At 46.3% G+C, this 18,287-nt stretch carries 13 protein-coding genes and 1 tRNA gene; 1 reads left to right on the top strand and 13 read right to left on the bottom strand.

All coding sequences use genetic code 11. The annotated features are described in order from the left end of the window. Positions 1-94: 94 nt before the first annotated feature. The 11 genes from abc-f to leuB all read right to left on the bottom strand — a co-directional run bounded on the left by abc-f (position 95) and on the right by leuB (position 13,907). Complete coding sequence (gene abc-f, locus M1D71_RS08280) at positions 95-1,987, bottom strand: ribosomal protection-like ABC-F family protein (protein ID WP_458126049.1); 1,893 nt, start codon at positions 1,985-1,987, stop codon at positions 95-97. 507 nt (positions 1,988-2,494) lie between these two features. Then, a tRNA-Gly gene (locus M1D71_RS08275) sits at positions 2,495-2,565 on the bottom strand. Positions 2,566-2,705: 140 nt separating this feature from the next. Then, positions 2,706-4,829 (bottom strand): bifunctional diguanylate cyclase/phosphodiesterase, encoded by a 2,124-nt coding sequence (locus M1D71_RS08270; protein WP_458126048.1) that lies wholly within the window; start codon positions 4,827-4,829, stop codon positions 2,706-2,708. Positions 4,830-5,117: 288 nt separating this feature from the next. After that, a complete protein-coding gene (locus M1D71_RS08265; protein ID WP_458126047.1) occupies positions 5,118-6,074 on the bottom strand; it encodes an aldolase catalytic domain-containing protein in 957 nt (318 codons plus the stop codon). Between the two features lie 83 nt (positions 6,075-6,157). Continuing rightward, on the bottom strand, positions 6,158-7,471 hold the full coding sequence (locus M1D71_RS08260; RefSeq protein ID WP_458126046.1) for a DUF4129 domain-containing protein: 1,314 nt from the start codon (positions 7,469-7,471) through the stop codon (positions 6,158-6,160). Further along, on the bottom strand, positions 7,468-8,583 hold the full coding sequence (locus M1D71_RS08255) for a DUF58 domain-containing protein (protein ID WP_458126045.1): 1,116 nt from the start codon (positions 8,581-8,583) through the stop codon (positions 7,468-7,470). The genes M1D71_RS08260 and M1D71_RS08255 overlap by 4 nt, the downstream gene beginning before the upstream one ends. 4 nt (positions 8,584-8,587) lie before the next feature. Next, positions 8,588-9,553, bottom strand: a complete 966-nt coding sequence (locus M1D71_RS08250) for an AAA family ATPase (protein ID WP_458126044.1) — start codon at positions 9,551-9,553, stop codon at positions 8,588-8,590. 122 nt (positions 9,554-9,675) lie between these two features. Next, positions 9,676-10,782, bottom strand: a complete 1,107-nt coding sequence (locus M1D71_RS08245) for an ATP-binding protein (RefSeq protein ID WP_458126043.1) — start codon at positions 10,780-10,782, stop codon at positions 9,676-9,678. A 449-nt stretch (positions 10,783-11,231) separates the two neighbouring features. Beyond that, positions 11,232-11,648, bottom strand: a complete 417-nt coding sequence (locus tag M1D71_RS08240) for a hypothetical protein (RefSeq protein WP_017689649.1) — start codon at positions 11,646-11,648, stop codon at positions 11,232-11,234. 356 nt (positions 11,649-12,004) lie between these two features. Further along, positions 12,005-12,544 carry a peroxiredoxin gene (locus M1D71_RS08235; RefSeq protein WP_036610146.1) on the bottom strand — a complete coding sequence of 180 codons (540 nt, stop codon included), beginning with the start codon at positions 12,542-12,544 and terminating at the stop codon, positions 12,005-12,007. A 277-nt stretch (positions 12,545-12,821) separates the two neighbouring features. After that, positions 12,822-13,907 carry a 3-isopropylmalate dehydrogenase gene (gene leuB, locus M1D71_RS08230; RefSeq protein WP_458126042.1) on the bottom strand — a complete coding sequence of 362 codons (1,086 nt, stop codon included), beginning with the start codon at positions 13,905-13,907 and terminating at the stop codon, positions 12,822-12,824. Positions 13,908-14,139: 232 nt separating this feature from the next. Between leuB and M1D71_RS08225 the strand changes: the two genes are divergently transcribed. Next, entirely contained in the window at positions 14,140-15,120 is a 981-nt protein-coding gene (locus tag M1D71_RS08225) for an aldo/keto reductase (RefSeq protein ID WP_458126041.1), read from the top strand. 256 nt (positions 15,121-15,376) lie between these two features. On the opposite strand, the gene M1D71_RS08220 is transcribed toward M1D71_RS08225, so the two are convergent. Next, on the bottom strand, positions 15,377-16,918 hold the full coding sequence (locus M1D71_RS08220) for a 2-isopropylmalate synthase (protein WP_458126040.1): 1,542 nt from the start codon (positions 16,916-16,918) through the stop codon (positions 15,377-15,379). A 140-nt stretch (positions 16,919-17,058) separates the two neighbouring features. Further along, on the bottom strand, positions 17,059-18,051 hold the full coding sequence (gene ilvC / locus M1D71_RS08215) for a ketol-acid reductoisomerase (protein ID WP_036669754.1): 993 nt from the start codon (positions 18,049-18,051) through the stop codon (positions 17,059-17,061). Positions 18,052-18,287: the final 236 nt, after the last annotated feature.

Below are 18,287 nucleotides of genomic sequence, written 5' to 3'. Positions count from 1 at the left end.
CGATCTTTTTGAACACTTACCTGTATCGATGTAATCATCGATGATCGTTCATAATTATATGCAAAATAGATCGAAATAGCAAGTCGTCCATGTTCTATTTTATGCTTGCACCCTTATCTTTCAATTGTCTCAAGCGCTGCTGGATTTCTCGAATCTCCGCTGCCTCGGCTGCTCGTTCATTCGCATGTTCGGGCAGTGTTAGACTGTCTTTCCCAGCAGTACTCACAGGAGATAGCAATTCAGATAATCGCATTTCAAGTCGCAATCGCTCGTCATCGGATTCCCGGGTCTCCAGCGCCATTTCCCGGAGTTTGCTGGACTGCTCCCAATCGGATACACCTCCTTCAAACAGGGTTGCTGTGCCTCCAGCCTCCAGATCGCACAACCGATTCGCGAGTGTCTTCGTTAGCATCCGGTCATGAGATACAAGCACCAAAGCACCTGACGTCTGTTTCAATACATTCTCCATGACTTCCTGGGTATCGATGTCCAGGTAATTGGTTGGTTCATCCAACACCAGCAGATTGGCTCCGCCAAAGTATAGCCTTAGAAATGCCACTCTGCACTTTTCCCCCATGCTCAAATCCCCGATCCGCTTGAATACATCATCCCTGGAAAACAGAAAACATCCCAGAATGGTCCGTGCCGCACTTTGTGTCATGGATGGAAGGGTAAGCAAGCTATCCAGAAGCGTCTGATTCTCGGGAAGCCCTTCCAGTTCCTGTGAAAAGTAACCAATTCTCAGCTGTGGATGCCGTGTTACCTTGCCTTGCGAAGGTTCCAGCTCACCAATCATCAACTTCAGCAGTGTCGTCTTGCCCGTTCCATTAGGGCCCCGTACAGCAAGCCGATCTCCGCGTTCCACAGTAATTCGAAGATCGCGCAGCAGTGGCTGGTTACGTGTATACGAAAAACTCACCTCTTCCAGCGCAAGCAGCTGACGTGCAGCCAGTGTGCTCATCTGTAGTTCCATGTTCAACTTGGTAGCTTCACGAGGTTTATCCACCCGTTCCTTTTCCAAACGCTCCAACTGTTTTTGTTTTGCATGGTAACGAGAAATATTTTTGTTGGCTTTGGCTTTGTAAAAGCTCTGGGTGATCTTCACCTCCACATCGGTCGCTGAGTTATGCGCTTTATGGAACCATTCCTGATAATTTCGAATCGTCTCTTCCAGCGCCTTACGTTCCAACTCCTGCCTGCGGTAGATCGTTTCCTGTTCCCGTAATTCACGCTCTTTGTGGATCTTGTAGTCGGAGTATCCGCCCTTATATTTGGTCAGAGCCTCTGCACTGAACTCAATGACTCCTGTAGCTACCTGATCAATAAACGTACGATCGTGAGATACAAATAACAGCGTACCTTCATATGAGGACAACCACTCTTCAAGCCAGCGCATGCTTCCCTCATCCAGATGATTCGTCGGTTCATCCAGTATCAGGAATTTGGGCTTGCTGACAAGCAGACCAGCCAAACGGGCCTTTGTTTTTTGCCCACCGCTTAAGGAATGATAGGGTCTGTTCCAATGTTCTGCGGACAATCCAAGGCGTGTCAGCACCTTCTCTACTTCGGTCTCCCACATATAACCGTTCAACTGTTCATATTGAACCGTCACTTGCGTATAGGCTGCAAGCAGCTCATCATCCGCCTCACTGCTGATGCTCAAGCGTTGTTCCAGTTCCTCCAGTTCCCGTTTCACTTCATAGATCTGACCGCTCTCACGTCGGACCGCATCAAGTACATTCATCCCCATCTCAATCTCCGAGCGCTGACGCATGAACCCCCATTCCTGCTGAGGAATATGACGTTCAATCCGTCCACTACCATGCTCTTCACCCAAAATGATACGTAACAACGTTGTCTTGCCGCATCCGTTGCGACCCAGAATGGCGAGCCGCTCGCCCTCATTAATCTCCAGATTCAATCCTGTAAATAATTCTTTGCCGTTCCACTCTTTTGATACTTCATGTAAGCGTACCAATGTCATCATGAGGCCTCATCCTTCCTGCATCCTTTTTGCTGAACAAAAAAAACCGCTGGCATCAGCCGGCGGTTTGGCAATTCAGGATTGCATTCAAAGACAGAACTAGGGTAAGCTACGGCATGAACAAAAGAAACCCCAAATACAGGGTACACGTAAACCTCAAAGGCTTACTGGTTCCACACCTGATCCCATAGCTGAATTTGGACACACGAATCCCCTCATTGCTCAGCCGCTCTGGCTGACTGCGTTATAAAACCGTCTGCAGTTAACTGGGGTTCAATTCATGTGTTTTACTTCATGGGACGTATGGTTACCTCTCATTCATGTGTAGTATCAATTTCTCAGTTATTGTACCAGATTATTGTAAAAAAGCAAAGGTTATATAATCAGAACTAATAAATCCATACACTGGTCACTCCGATGCCAGACAATCTTCTGATCGCTATTACACCCAGATTCTTTTAGGACAAAAAAAAGCCCCTGCATCGCAAGGGCTTTGGTACTGCTTAATGAAGCGGGTGATGGGAATCGAACCCACGCTATTAGCTTGGAAGGCTAAAGTTCTACCATTGAACTACACCCGCATGAATGACGATGAAGTTAACAGTGATTTTACAAAGAATAATATACCATGAACCTCTACAGCATGCAAGTCGTATTTACCATTTATTTCATTACGCATCCATATTAAAAAGCAGGAGCACTCACGCGCCCCCACTGTTCGCTATCCTGTGGGTTTATCCACATCTCTTAAAAACTGCTTTTCAAAATCAGCCGCCTCAATTGGTTTACTGAAGAAATACCCCTGAGCCTCATGACAATGTTGATTACGAAGAAAGACCATCTGATCTTCGTTCTCCACGCCCTCAGCCGTCACTTTCAGATGTAAATGATGCGCCATTGAAGTAATGGTAGATACGATCGCAGCGTTATTGCTGTCCTCCATGACTTCATTAACGAACGAACGGTCAATCTTGAGCCGATCAATCGGCAGGTCCTTCAGATAATGCAACGAGCTGTACCCCGTTCCAAAATCATCAATACTGATATGCACACCAATTTCTTTAATTTTACGCAACTGCTCAAATGCCCGATCTTTATCAAATGTCATACTCTCCGTGATCTCCAGTTCTAGCCATACAGGCTCAAGCCCTGTCTCCTTGAGAATGCCATTGATATTGTCCAATAGATGAGAATGCCTGAACTGTCTCATGGACAGATTCACCGAAACACACAGTTTACGATAACCAGCTTCCTGCCATTGCTTGTTCTGCGCACAAGCTTCACGAAGTACCCATTCGCCAAGCGGCACAATCAGCCCACTTTCTTCTGCCAGGGGAATGAATTCTGCCGGAGATACCAAGCCCCGCTGCGGGTGCTGCCAGCGTACCAGTGCTTCCATACCAACAATCAACCCACTTTGCAGATTAACCTGCGGCTGATAAACCAAATAGAATTGACCTCGATCCAACGCCTTACGCAGATCGTTCTCGAGCTGCAAACGTTCCTGGGCCTTCATCTGCATCGTATGTGCAAAACGATTCAATTCCATACCCTGTTCCTTGGCACTATGAAGAGCCGTATCTGCATTCTGGATTATCTCCTGTGGAGACTCACCATCATGAGGGAAAATCGCCATGCCGATTCCAAGCGTAAGGTGGTACTCATTGCCGTCAACCAAGATCGGCTTCTCAAAAAGCTGCAGAATCGATCTCGTCCGCCGCAACGCTGTATCGGTTGTACTGAACTCTGTCATCGTTATTGCAAATTCATCTCTTCCCAAGCCGAATACTTCTTCCCCTGGAAGTGATGAATGTTTCAGACGTTGACCTACCTGGTGCAGAACCCGATTGGCCGCTTGCTGTCCGAGCGAATCATTAATGGTCTTGAAGCGATTAATATTCAGGACCAGCATACCGACAAGCTGCTCCTGTACCACGGCATCATCCATCATCATTTTTAAGCGCTGCGAAAGGCGACGACGGTTTGGAAGTCCCGTTACATCATCATGATGAGCAATATAGTTCATCTTGGCTTCTGCAACCTGCTGTTGCAGGAACGGCGTATCCACTACGGACGTGTACAGCCCTTTTTGGATGAAGAAATAGGCCATACAGTTACTGAGCAATCCGAATAGTAGATTGAGATCGTTCAACCCTGTTGCGGAAACAAAATAACATTCCCCAAAGAAGAAACACAGGATGCCACATAGAATCAATGGCAAATCACCATCTCTGGTTTTTTTCCACTGGACAAACAAAATAACGGCAATAATGCCATACAGCAATCCGACCATAAAATGAACCCGGGTGAAAAATCCACCTAACACTTCACCCTCAAGTATGTGGGGCAACATGCTCCATTCCTGAATAGCCAAGGTGTATAAAATAACAAAGGTACCTAATGTCCCACTGAACAGTAAAAATTTGCGTGGTAATGCAATTTCCTTCTCATTTAAGGTATACACGAGCAGCAACCCCACTGAACATACCAAAGATCCCATGGTTGACATCATCAAGGAGAACTCTGATTCCATCATTGCTCCGTTGGGAATCTCTTCTGCAAAGGACACAATATGAACCAGTTCAAATAGACCTATTAATAAAAAGAGCGTTGTTAGCAACACCCTCCGAAGTGTCAATTTCTGTGTCCGAAACAACCAGCATTGGTTATAAATGCCGATACAAGCCGCTACTGCAGCGAATCCACCCAAGAGTGTCAAAACCGGGTAACCCGATATGATCAGATCAGAGCTGGAAGAACGAAACCATTGACTTGCGAGGAAACACAATAAGCCACATACAGCGACCCAACCTATTTTTCTCTGATCTTGCAGATTAACCTTCATGCCGTGTTTTCCTTCCCGGGGTCACCTATCCTGAATTACATAACCAAACTTGTCAAATCTGCTACACAATTCGACAAAAAACATATTTACCAACGTTCAATTCACATGTATACACATGCTATCTGGTACATAATAACATTTAATTCTGTATACGTGAACTAAAAAATAGTTACTCCTAGGAATATTTATTCATAAAAATGGACAAAAACAAGGCATTAAGAACTAAAAAACATGGATCTCCAGGTGGAGTCCATGTTTCCCTAGTTTGCAACTGTATTTAAGACTATATTACTTATCGAAATTCACTTCAGGTGTTGTTAATTTATCATAGAAATCAACAACCTTGTCCTTGTCTTCCGATGAACGAAGCGCCATGGCCGAACGCGGATGCTCGTCCAATGCACCTGTAATCATGTAAGGAAGTATGTAGCCCCATTCTTCTTTTTCTCTGAGCGGTACCATCAACTGTTCCAATACACCGAGTACTGGGCGCAGATTGTATTTCGTACCTTTCAGATGAGCTACGAGCAATTCCGTTGGGCAGTTACCTGCCGCACGTCCCATACCATACACAGAAGCATCAAGCAGTTCAACTCCCAGTTCAGCCGCAACCAAAGTGTTTGAGAACGCCAGTTGCATGTTGTTATGTGTGTGAACGCCAAGACGCTTGTTAGGCAAGTGGGTCTTGAACTTCTCTACCAGGTATTTCACATCATTATGGTCCAGGCTTCCGTAGGAATCTACAATGTAGACAACATCCACAGCGCTTTCTTTGATCAATTCAAATGCTTCCAGCAACTCATTCTCCATAACATTGGAGAGGGCCATAATATTAAGTGTTGTTTCATATCCACGATCATGGAATGTTTGAACCAGTGCAAGTGCCTTGTCTACATCTTTGCTGTAGCACGCAACCCGGATCAGATCCAGCATACTCTCACTGCGAGGCAAGATATCATTCTCGTCCACACGTCCCACGTCAACCAGTGCAGACAGTTTGGTATTGCCCTTTTGAGGAATAACTTTACGCAGGAAATCATCGTTCAGGAAACGCCATGGTCCTGCTTCCTCGGCACCTTTAAGCAATTTCGGAGAGTTCTTATATCCAATTTCCATATAATCAACGCCAGCTTCATTCAATCCAGCATACAACTGTTGAACAAAGTCCACGCTAAAGTCCCAATTATTCACCAGTCCGCCATCACGGATCGTACAATCTACAATTTTGCAATGATTTGTCTTCATTAATGTCTGCTCCTTTTCTGACCAACTTGTGTATTCCTCTCATGATACTTGAACGTGACAAGAAAAGTAAAGGGATTCCGGGCTTATTTACTTCGATAAGATTTCCAGATTCGATCAATCTCAACCATATCGTTGCCGTCAGGAGCTTTCTCTCCATAACGAACGGCATTATACGTATCTGGCAGTCTCTTGGACAGCTCATCTTCTTCCGGCTTCACACCATTCTGAATAATGGTCTGTGCAGCCTCCAGCGGAGTCTGCGTCCCCTGTATTCCCACGCCTCGGTGAGCAGCCCTGTCCATCCATGTCCGGTAGTAATATCGGATACGTTCAGCATCCTGTACTGGTGGCGCTTCTTTCTTCCGAAACCAAGGTTTTCGGACTTTTGCCGGTGCCTCAAGTGTCTCACTGACATCCATATATTCCGTCCGTGGTTCTGCCTTCTTTTCACCGGGTTGTAATATCCCCTTGAATCGATCCATAAGTCTGTTTATCGCCTTCTGTCCCAACCGGAGAAGCAGCCACAGGATTGCTCCTGCTACAGCACACATCACTACCCATCCGAGAATGTTCCAGAAGACCGAGGGCTCGGAAGGTGGCTCTCTCCATTCCTGCGGTATATTTAACGGCTGATTAGGGTCGTCCATGGGTAGTCGTGGCTCCTCACTGGAAATCGGGCCAAACCATCCCCGAATCCATGCGAGCAAACGGTCGCGTAGCGGTCTCAACCACGCAGCCAAACTTGGGAAAGCACCGATGGCGACGATGACAATAAACATCCACATGAAGCGCTGATGATTCGCACGCGCAAAATCGCGCAGTACTAATTTTCGCTTGCCGTCATTGAGTATTGCCCGGTCCAGTTGTAGCATATATCGTCCAACCAGCCAGAAGGCAAAGCTGATCACTCCTGCAATATAGATCCATATCGTGTAGGCTTGCAATGGCTGCATGAATTGCAACTGGTCCGAAGCAACCGTAAGCACGATCGCACTGATTATCCCTATAATCTGCAAGCGCCATAACAAAACAGAATGAAAGGCTGGCTCGAAGGTCAGACCTGCATAAACCGAGATGACTCCACACAGTGCCAGTGTGATGATATTCGGCAACGGGAGAATGAGGCTCATCCCAATAAAGAGTGCGAAGAGAAGTCCTATGACGAGTGCCGTTACTCCACGAATGAATGTACTTTTCTCACGATAACCCGGAATTTTATGCTGAATGAATTGTCCCAACCAACCCGCGAGAACAACCAGGATGAATAATGTGTACGGCAAATGTTCCATTGTGTAGAATGAAGCGAGCGTAAATATTGGAAAAAGGTACATGCCCGCCACCATGACAGACAGCATCGCTATGAGCGCCTTGATAGTCGCTGTATGTCTGTCCCTCATGCACTCACCGCCTTCGTATCGCCCTTCATGTCCTCTACGGGCAGAATCGTCACGCGATGTCCTTGTTCGTGCAGACGTGCAATCTCGTGCTCCATAGCGGCAGATACATAGGATGTAATCAACAGATAGCTGCGGATTTGCTGCGCTTCTTCATTCAGACGTACTTCATCATTCAGGAATTGCTCCATCGGCACCATACATTTCAACTCTGTCTCTGCCATAGCCTCCAGTAGCCTCTCCAGATGAGGTGTACCATAATCCGGCTCAATTCGAAGTGCATCCCGACCTCCACCCACATGATAACCATTATGGGCGAAGCCTGCAGGCAACCCTCTTCCGATGGCATCCACTGCAGCCGTGGCCGCGTAACGAAGTGCCCGTTCAATCTTTTCCGGACGAGTGACCACACTCCACATATCTGCCGACTCCTGAATGTTGACTACAATCCAGGATTGCGGATCTGCTGTCCATCCTTGCTTGTAGACTTGTAATTCACCCGTACGTGCGCTCGCCTTCCAGTGAATGCGATTCATGGGGTCACCTGCACCGTAGGGACGAACACCCAGAATCAGGAACGGATCTTCGACGATCCATCGCGACACTTCCACTTCCCCCTGCCACACTTGATAGATCGCCGGAAGATCCTCTGTATTCATTAATGAAGGATACACGACCATGGACATATGCAAAGGAATCGGTTTGGTGGAGCGCCACACGCCAAAGAGATCTCCCCCTGTCATGCTTGCTGTATTGAGTGGATAGATCCCACGCTGGGTACATACAAACGGATGCTTGCGTGTAATACGAGTAAAAGGTTTCAGTGTAAAAATGCTCTTATGATTCTGATAAATCTCGCCTTGGCTAATATCCATACCCGAGCCGGAACGAAATACAAACGACACAGGCATCATCGATTCAAGTCTGAGCCACGGTACGGAGACTCGTTTTTCATTCGATATCGTCTCCACCATCTCAAGTTCATCTCCAGCGTAACAACGCAGCTTGCTGAATTGTCTGCTGTACTTGAGCTTTCGTAGTGCAGGTCGTCCGAACCATACACCGTGTATGCCAACGACAATGCCTCCAACAAGGACAAGCCATAATAATGCCATAAGACTAGCGCCCGCTTGTAGCGAGGTTCTCTGTGGGTACTTCTATCTGATTCAGAAGCTCCTGAATGATACGCTCCGCCAAGCCCTCTTGTTGTCTGACCCGGTTACGGAATACAAGTCGGTGGGCCAGCACAGGTTCCGCCAGAACTTTAATATCATCCGGCAAAACAAAGTCTCTGCCATGCAGTGCAGCCCAGGCTTGACTTGCCTTGAGTAATGCCTGAGCTCCTCGTGGACTTACACCAAGCGAGAGCTCCGGATGTTGCCTTGTCGCTTCGGTTAACTGAATGATATATCGTAGCAAATCTTCGTTGATTTGAACTGTTTTATACATATCCTGTGCCTTCAAAAGTTCTTCACGACTGATCACAGCCGACAGATCGTCAACAGAGCGGCTTGCCACCGTGCGTCTCAGAATTTCTACACTCTCTTCACTGCTTGGATAACCCATACGAATTTTCATCATAAAACGATCCATCTGTGCCTCAGGTAGCGGAAAAGTTCCCTGGTTATCTACGGGATTCTGAGTGGCTATAACGATAAATGGCCGTTCCAGCTGTCGCGTTGAACCATCGATACTGATCTGACGCTCTTCCATGCACTCCAGCAAGCTTGATTGCGTACGCGGCGTAGCCCGGTTAATTTCATCGGCCAATACAAGATTGGCGAACAATGGGCCAGGTCGGAATTCAAAATCTCCATCTTTTTGATTAAAGAAATGAATACCTGTCAAATCAGATGGAAGCAAGTCCGGTGTAAACTGTATACGCTGGAATGTACAGTCCAATGAAGAGGCTACCGATTTGGCAAGCATCGTTTTTCCGGTACCTGGCACATCCTCCAGCAGCACATGTCCTGACGCTATGATCGCTGTCATGACCAGCTCTATGGTATGCTCTTTCCCCACAATGACTTTTCCCACATGATTCATCAATTGTTGATTCATTTGTTCCATTCCTTGGATATCCATCGCATTCCCATCCTTCCGTTAATGGAGCTTATGTATTCGCATTCATAACTAACTATAACCTTAATTGCCAACAAAAAACAAAGGAATCGGCCATTTGCCGACTCCTTTACTCATCATTATTCTCAAAAAACCAAGGGTAACATAATCTTAAACCGTGTACCTTCGCTTTTTTTGCTATCTACCGAGATGGTACCTCCGTGGTTCTTAATAATGCGATAACTCACCGAGAGTCCGAGTCCTGTTCCGCTCTCCTTGGTCGTAAAGAATGGATCAAACAGACGCACAAGCGTGTTATGGTCCATCCCATGACCATTATCGGCGATGGAGATCTCCACGAACTTGTTTTCCGTGGAAGTTGATATTCGAATCAGACCGGTATGTTCTTCGCCAACTTCTTCAATAGCATCCATTGCATTTTTCACCATATTCAAAATAACCTGCTTAATCTGTTTGACATCAATGGACACATTCAGTGGGGCATCCCCTTCATCCAGCGTAATCTCGCATCCCTTCATCAACCCTTCGCTCTCTGTTAACAAGACCACTTCTTTGAGCAAAGAGTCAACGGACATGACCGTCTTCTGTGGTGCTGACGGTTTGGAAGAATTCAAAAATTCGTAGATGATATCATTTGCTCGATCAATCTCCGTCAGTATGATGCGCGCGTACTCATCTTTGCCAAGCTGCAGCAGATGGGGCCGCAGCAACTGAATGAACCCGCGGATTGCTGTCAACGGATTACGAATTTCATGAGCAATAGACGCTGAAATGCGCCCCAGCATCGCAAGTTTGTCATTTTGATAAGCGGTCTGCTCAATCTGTTTATAATCAGATACATCCTTGACACTAAACAAGAAGTCACCATCCATCTGATCACCGTACGTCACAGTAACCAGCCAATGCCTTCCATATTCATCAATCAACTCATGATAGCGCTTACGATGAAAGATGGTTTCCCGATAGATACGTAAAATTTTCTTTTTCTTGAATCGGCTCATCTGTGGATGATGTAGCATTTGCATCAGGGTGCAGCCGCTGAGCAAACTTCTCGGAAGCTCCAATAACTTTGCCATCTGAACGTTAATAAACGTCAATACACCGTGACTGTCAAACAACATAATACCGCTATCCAGATGCTCCAGTACATTCTCATACTTGTTGTTATCCAGATGTACAGGCGGGAATCCATCCGTTGATTGAGGCACTGTATCCTGAAATTCACTAATCATGTCAGGTTCCTCCTTTTCACGTAAATGATAAACTTGCCATTCGGACATCATATCATCACAGAAACAGGAAGGGCCGATTTTATTGTTCATTACCGGTGCCCTTTCGTTGGGGGGCTGAGCCGAAAATATGGATGGCATGTCCGGAACTCAAGCTGGTCTATTCCCGGTAACCAACAGTTGATCCGGAAAATCACATACGTTTGTTCCATTCTGACCTTCTCCTATTCCCAAACACGAACATTTATTTGCTCCGCCTCTTTTGCAAGTCTGTTTTTATCATAGACAAGTTTATAGAAGGGAGTCAATCGGAGAAAGTGTCGAATGGGAATTATTTTAAAAAAAACCTCGAATTAGTTTCGAAAGAAAGCACAAAAACGAAGCCGATTCACCCGACAGGCAATTTCAGCTTCGTTTATATTATCTTTACTTTTTGATATATCCGAGATCATCTATAGTCCGGTCTTATTATGCTGAATTTTCAGTCTGCGCTGACTCATCACAGCTAATCGACGTTTAAGTTCGCTTTCCCACTTCTCGTCTTTTGTTTCTTTTGCGAGCCTGAGCAAATCCAGAGCCATATCAATCTGGCGCTGCACAATGACCATGGCATCCTCACTCTCACGGTTTACACAGTTTTCGAAGATAGCATCCTCGTCTTCTGTTACATAATCCTGAAAATCGATCTCGGATGCACCGTCTCCATGCGCATATTCAGCGAGAATTTCATATTCATTTTCCACTTTATAATGCACCTCAACCCGGTGACACACCGGGCAAAACAGCAGGGGAACATTATGAACCTGGGTGCGGTAATGCTTCAGCGTGCCCTTCGTTCCAACCATACTTGCCCCACAACAGTAACTCATTTTTGTTCACCCTCCTTATTCGTGCCGGGACTTTTTTGTTAAACATTCAATCCCGTACACTTCCAGCACTTCCGAAAAGGAATAGTTCCATCAGTGTATCACATTCATGTACAGATTATAAATGCAGAGCACCGGAATATTTACCGGGTTTCCATACCCTATTCGCCTTGAAGGCCATCAATTCCTCTTTCAACAGATAAAAAGAAGACTTTCTTTTATTACATCATTAACACGTTCAGCCGCTTGTTCAAACACTTTTGATTAACTTCGTGATAACTTCCGGCAAAAGGGTGCAAAAAGCCCTCAATCCCTAACGGGATGAGGGCTTGAACAAAAACCGTTCAAGTTGACTTGGCTTACAGGTTAGTGTCGCCTGGTTTCCAGTTCATTGCACACAATCCGCCGGATTGCAGTGCTTGCAGTACACGAAGTGTTTCTTCAACACTACGGCCTACATCGTTGTGGTTAACCACTTGATATTTCAGTTCGCCTTCTGGATCGATGATGAACAGACCGCGCAATGCTACGCCTTCTTCTTCGATCAGAACGCCGTAATCTTTAGCCACTTGCTTCGTGATATCGGAAGCCAGTGGGAAGTTCAATTGACCCAGACCATTGCTGTCTACAGGTGTGTTGATCCATGCTTTGTGGCTGTGTACGGAGTCTACACTCACGCCAAGGATTTCCGTATCCAAAGCTTTGAATTGCTCAGAAGCAACGCTCAAAGCTGTAATTTCAGTTGGGCACACAAATGTGAAGTCCAAAGGATAAAAGAAGAATACGAGCCATTTACCACGATAATCGGACAGTTTAACGGAACCAAAGTCTTGTCCGTCTCCCGATACTGTTTCCATTGCGAAATCCGGTGCTGGTCTACCTACCAAACGTTCTGCCATAACTAAAAATTCCTCCTTTGGGATTATGTAAGCATCCATATGGATTGCTCATCATCAAGAAAAACGCGAACGCTTTTCCTGTAATTAAAATGTTTTGATACTTGATAACAAGTACAAGTAAAATGTTATCATCCGGACTTCCCAAAGTCAAGATTATAAACATTATTTTTTTATAATCATTATAAATAAGGATTTTTCGTGCCAAAATCATAAAGGAACAGCCCTCTGTACATTCCATAATTGGAAACAAAGGGCTGCCATGTTGTTGGTAATATAATTACGCCTGTTTCTGAATAGCAGCGACGATCAAATCGCCCATTTCAGTTGTGCTGATCGCTGTGCTCTTGTCTACAGCAATATCACTCGTGCGGTGTCCTGAGTTCAACACATCAGACACAGCTGCTTCAATGGCATCCGCACCTTCTGCATAACCAAAGGTTGTACGGAACATCAGCGCCAGCGAGAGAATCGTTGCAATCGGATTGGCTAATCCTTGACCTGCGATATCCGGTGCAGAACCGTGTACCGGCTCATAGAGTCCGAAGCTGCCCTCTCCCAGTGATGCAGATGCGAGCATGCCGATGGAACCCGTCAGCATCGCAGCTTCATCACTCAAGATATCCCCAAACATGTTTTCCGTTACGATGACATCGAAGCTGGATGGACGACGCAACAATTGCATCGCGCAGTTGTCCACAAGCACATGCTCCAGTTCAACATCCGGATAATCCGGTGCTACCCGGTTTACAACTTCACGCCAGAGACGGGACGTTTCCAATACGTTGGCTTTGTCTACAGAAGCCAGTTTTTTGCGACGTCCTTGCGCAATTTCGAACGCCTGACGAACGATCCGCTCCACTTCTGTAACATTATATGCGCACGTATCTACTGCCTCTTCGCCCTGTGCACTTTCACGTCTGAACTTCTCTCCGAAGTAGATACCACCTGTCAACTCACGTACCACCATCAGATCTGTACCTTCAAGGACTTCAGGCTTCAGAGTTGAAGCATCCTTCAAGCAATCAAATACGACAGCTGGACGAAGGTTGGAGAACAATCCGAGCGCTTTGCGAATACCCAGCAGGCCCGTTTCCGGACGAAGCTCCTTGCTGTTGTTATCCCATTTTGGACCGCCAACCGCTCCAAGCAGGACGGCATCTGCACTTTTACATACTGTCAGCGTTTCTTCAGGAAGAGGTGTACCCTTCTCATCAATCGCGATTCCACCGAACAGCGCATGCTCTGTCTCAAAACGATAACCGAATACTTCCTCTGTACGTTTAAGAACTTTCTCAGCCTCAGCTACGACTTCAGGACCGATTCCGTCACCTGCAATAACTGCAATTTTTTTCACGTCTGCCATGGGTTGTCCACTCCTTATATTTCATTCATTAATTATTCATAAAGTAACGTCTCATATTAACTCTCTCTTTTGTATCATATTCCAAGGTCATTTGACCAAGATATACAATCTATGACTTTAATAGATTTTACCTATAAGCTAATAGAGAATAGCATTGCCAAGTTGTTCTGACCTCCCGACTGGGGTAAAATATAGCTGAATTCAAATCAGGTACGCAGGAGGGATAAGCAACATGCAATATTCGTATTTGGGTAAATCAGGCCTTAAGGTCAGCCGAATCTGTCTCGGTACCATGAATTTTGGGCCTGCTACAGATGAGAAAGAGGCTTTCCGCATTATGGACGCAGCACTCGATGCAGGTGTGAACTTTTTTGATACCGCTAACATCTACGGCTGGGGTGAGAATTCCGGGCTTACCGAAGAAATTATCGGACGCTGGTTCAATCAGGGGGGTGGCAGACGTGAAAAAGTAGTTCTGGCCACCAAAGTCTATGGCTCCATGCACGATGATACAGACGGCCCCAACAACGAAGCAGGCCTTTCTGCATTCAAAATCAGACGTCATCTGGAAGGTTCCCTTCGCCGCTTGCAGACGGATCATATCGAGCTGTACCAGATGCACCATGTGGACCCTGCCATATCGTGGAACGAGCTGTGGGGCGCATTCGAGAATGCCGTTCACCAGGGTAAAATCGGTTATGTAGGGTCAAGCAACTTTGCTGCATGGCAGATTGCAATTGCTCAGAGCGAAGCCAAGAATCGCCATTTCCTCGGCCTGGTATCCGAACAACACAAATATAGTCTCAACTGTCGTTTACCTGAGCTGGAAGTGCTGCCTGCCGCCAAAGAACTGGGCCTCGGTGTCATTCCATGGAGTCCACTGGATGGTGGGTTACTGGGACGTAATGCGCTTCAGAAGCTGGAAGGAACACGCAGCGGAGGCATCGCTGGGCGGATCGAGCAACAGCAGACTCAACTTGAAGACTTTGCCGCTCTCTGTCGTGATCTCGGCGAACCACAGGATACGGTAGCTTTGGCCTGGGTTGCTGCCAATCCGGCAGTAACTGCCCCGATTATCGGACCGCGTACACTGGAGCAGTTTGAAACCGCACTCAAATGTCTGGATGTGACTCTGGATGAGGCCGTGCTCAAACGTCTGGATGAGATTTTCCCGGGTCCAGGTGGACATGCACCTAATGCTTACGCGTGGTAACAGCTTGATGGCGTAAGCCAATGCAATAGAAACCATATACAACATGCACTGAGTTTTTACTGTCATAATCATATAAATAAAAGCAAAAGAGTCTGACCCTCACAAGAGAGTCAGACTCTTTACATATCTCACTGAACGGAGTAAAGAAAGCCGAACGACCTTCTATATCCATTCAGATTAAGACAGATCACTCTAACGGCTTAAATGAGTTCCAACTCCCAGTTCAATAAAGAGTTCGTGCTTGCTGCACCGGAATCTACAGGTTCACATTTACACGATTCGTGTATGTTTTACGCTTCTCAATCAATTGATTCAGTCCGTCCACATAGGCACGTGCACTTGCACCCAGTATATCCGTACTCACACCACGTCCCTGTACCGAAACCTGATTTTGAGTCAGCACAACATGTACCTCACCCAATGCATCCTTACCATGCGTTACCGATTTGATGGAATAGTCAGACAACGTTACGTCTTCCCCACTCACCTGGTCAATCGCATTGTAGATTGCATCTACCGATCCATTACCCTCTGCTTGCTTCTCAACCGTATCCCCGTCAAGCATCGCAATGCGGACTTTGGCTGTTGGTACCGCTTCATCACCGTACGTAACAAAGATCGATTCCAGTTTATACACCTCAGGTGCATCCTGCAATTTCTCTTCAATGACTGCGAGCAGATCTTCGTCAGTAACTTCCTTCTTCTTATCAGCCAATTCTTTGAACTGAGCGAAAGCACGATTCAACGCTTCTTCTTCCAGCTCATATCCCAGATCAATCAAACGCTCACGGAAGGCATGACGACCGGAATGTTTACCCAGTACGAGTTTACTTTCCTTCAAACCGATGGACTCTGGAGTCATGATCTCGTACGTTGTTTTTTCCTTCAGCATGCCGTCCTGATGAATTCCGGATTCATGTGCGAAGGCGTTCGCTCCAACAATGGCTTTGTTGCCGGGCACAACCATACCTGTCAAACGGCTAACGAGACGACTGGTCCGTGCAATTTCTGACAACTGCAGCGATGTCTTCGCCTGGAAAAATTCCTGACGCGTCTCCAGTGCCATGGCAATCTCCTCGATCGCCGTGTTGCCTGCACGTTCACCGATGCCATTGATCGTTCCTTCGATCTGATCGGCTCCGTTCAGAATCGCTGCAAGTGTATTGGCTGTCGCCATACCTAGGTCATTATGACAGTGGGCACTTAGCTGTACCTTTTCAATACCGTGAACATTCTCCTTGAGATGTTTGAAAATGTTTCCGTATTCATATGGACTCAGGTAGCCAACTGTATCCGGAATATTCACAACGGCTGCACCCTCTTCAACAGCCATATTCACCATTTCCACGAGGAAATCATACTCCGTACGACCTGCATCCTCCAGCGAGAATTCAATCTTTGAAAATGTTTTCTTCGCATAACGAATCGCGGAACGAGCCGTATCCAGTACTTGCCCTTTATCCATACGCAATTTATGTTGGCGGTGAATAGGCGAAGTTGCCAGGAAAACGTGAATGCATGGGTCCTGTGCACCTTTAAGAGCTTCCTTAACCGCATCGATATCTTGCTCTCTGGAACGGGACAAGCCAATTACGGTCACATTTTTGACCGCTTTTGCTACTGCATTGACAGCGGCCAGGTCACCTGGAGATGCCGCCGGGAAACCAGCTTCCATCCGGTCAATGCCAAGCCGCTCGAGCTGATGGGCAATTTCCACCTTTTCACGCGTGTTCAGATTGACTCCCGGGGATTGCTCTCCATCACGCAGCGTTGTGTCAAATACATAGATTTTACGCACGCTTCGCACCTCCTGTACTTGTAATATAATGTTTCTCTGAACCAGCAATAGCGGCTCACGCATAAGCACGGCCGCTATTCCCAGTTAAAGCTCTAAGTTTACTTGAATACCTTATAAGTGCATGTTCTAAAAGTTAATGCTTACTTCTTGATCCAGTGCATCATCTCACGCAATTGTCCGCCAACCACTTCGATTGGGTGTTCAGCTTCGTTACGACGAGTTGCTGTCAAGAATGCACGTCCGGATTGGTTCTCCAGAATGAAGTCGCGTGCGAATTTACCTTGTTGGATATCCGTCAGGACTTCTTTCATTGCTTTCTTCGTATCTTCAGTTACAACGCGAGGTCCAGTTACATAGTCACCGTACTCAGCTGTGTTACTGATGGAATCACGCATACTTGAAAGTCCGCCTTCATACATCATGTCAACGATCAGCTTCAGTTCGTGCAGACATTCGAAGTATGCCATTTCAGGAGCGTAACCCGCTTCTGTCAATGTTTCGAATCCAGCTTTTACCAAAGCACTTACACCACCACACAGAACAGCTTGCTCACCGAACAGATCTGTTTCTGTTTCTTCACGGAAGGAAGTTTCGATAACCCCTGCGCGAGTACAACCGATACCTTTTGCATAAGCCAAACCGATTTCTTTCGCTTTACCTGTTGCATCTTGCTCAATCGCGATCAGGCCCGGTACACCAAAACCTTCTACATAAGTACGACGTACCATGTGACCAGGGGACTTAGGAGCTACCAGCAATACATCGCTGTTTTTTGGAGCAACGATTTGACCGAAATGAACGTTGAAACCGTGTGAGAAGAGCAATGCAGCGCCTTCTTTCAGGTTTGGTTCGATTTCGTTCTTGTATACAGAAGCTTGAGTTTCGTCAGGGAGCAAGATTTGAACTACATCTGCGCGGCTTGTTGCTTCAGCCGGGGACAGAACTTCAAATCCGTCATTTTTTGCAGTGTCGAAGGATTTACCTTCACGAAGTCCGATGACTACGTTCAATCCGCTATCACGAAGGTTTTGAGCTTGGGCGTGGCCCTGGCTACCATAACCGATTACCGCGATCGTTTTTCCTTTCAATACGTTAAGCTCTGCATCCTGTTCATAATAAGTAGTTACTGGCATGTTTATAAGTCCTCCTTTGTATTGTAAAGAACCCTTCATTAATGAGCGGGTGTCTCAATGGACCGGCTCGCTTGAAGTATTGAAAGCGTCTCTGGTCTGATCCGATCCGTTCAGACACCCGCCCATTAATGCGGGAGTGTGGCTATCATTTCAAGCGTTACATCACTAAAATGTTACCTTATAACTGTTAAGGGACTGACAATCTCACATAAGATCAACTGTATATGTTAGCTAAC

The sequence above is a fragment of the Paenibacillus sp. Z3-2 genome (assembly GCF_054161325.1).
This window is presented reverse-complemented; position numbering and strand designations above follow the sequence as displayed.

Coding starts and splice junctions, on each gene's coding strand:
- M1D71_RS08270 (WP_458126048.1), bottom strand. CDS start 4,829: ATGAAGGTTAATCTGCAAGATCAGAGAAAAATAGGTTGGGTCGCTGTA.
- ilvC (WP_036669754.1), bottom strand. CDS start 18,051: ATGCCAGTAACTACTTATTATGAACAGGATGCAGAGCTTAACGTATTG.
- M1D71_RS08225 (WP_458126041.1), top strand. CDS start 14,140: ATGCAATATTCGTATTTGGGTAAATCAGGCCTTAAGGTCAGCCGAATC.
- M1D71_RS08255 (WP_458126045.1), bottom strand. CDS start 8,583: ATGGCATTATTATGGCTTGTCCTTGTTGGAGGCATTGTCGTTGGCATA.
- M1D71_RS08240 (WP_017689649.1), bottom strand. CDS start 11,648: ATGAGTTACTGTTGTGGGGCAAGTATGGTTGGAACGAAGGGCACGCTG.
- leuB (WP_458126042.1), bottom strand. CDS start 13,907: ATGGCAGACGTGAAAAAAATTGCAGTTATTGCAGGTGACGGAATCGGT.
- M1D71_RS08250 (WP_458126044.1), bottom strand. CDS start 9,553: ATGGATATCCAAGGAATGGAACAAATGAATCAACAATTGATGAATCAT.
- M1D71_RS08260 (WP_458126046.1), bottom strand. CDS start 7,471: ATGAGGGACAGACATACAGCGACTATCAAGGCGCTCATAGCGATGCTG.
- abc-f (WP_458126049.1), bottom strand. CDS start 1,987: ATGATGACATTGGTACGCTTACATGAAGTATCAAAAGAGTGGAACGGC.
- M1D71_RS08235 (WP_036610146.1), bottom strand. CDS start 12,544: ATGGCAGAACGTTTGGTAGGTAGACCAGCACCGGATTTCGCAATGGAA.
- M1D71_RS08245 (WP_458126043.1), bottom strand. CDS start 10,782: ATGATTAGTGAATTTCAGGATACAGTGCCTCAATCAACGGATGGATTC.
- M1D71_RS08265 (WP_458126047.1), bottom strand. CDS start 6,074: ATGAAGACAAATCATTGCAAAATTGTAGATTGTACGATCCGTGATGGC.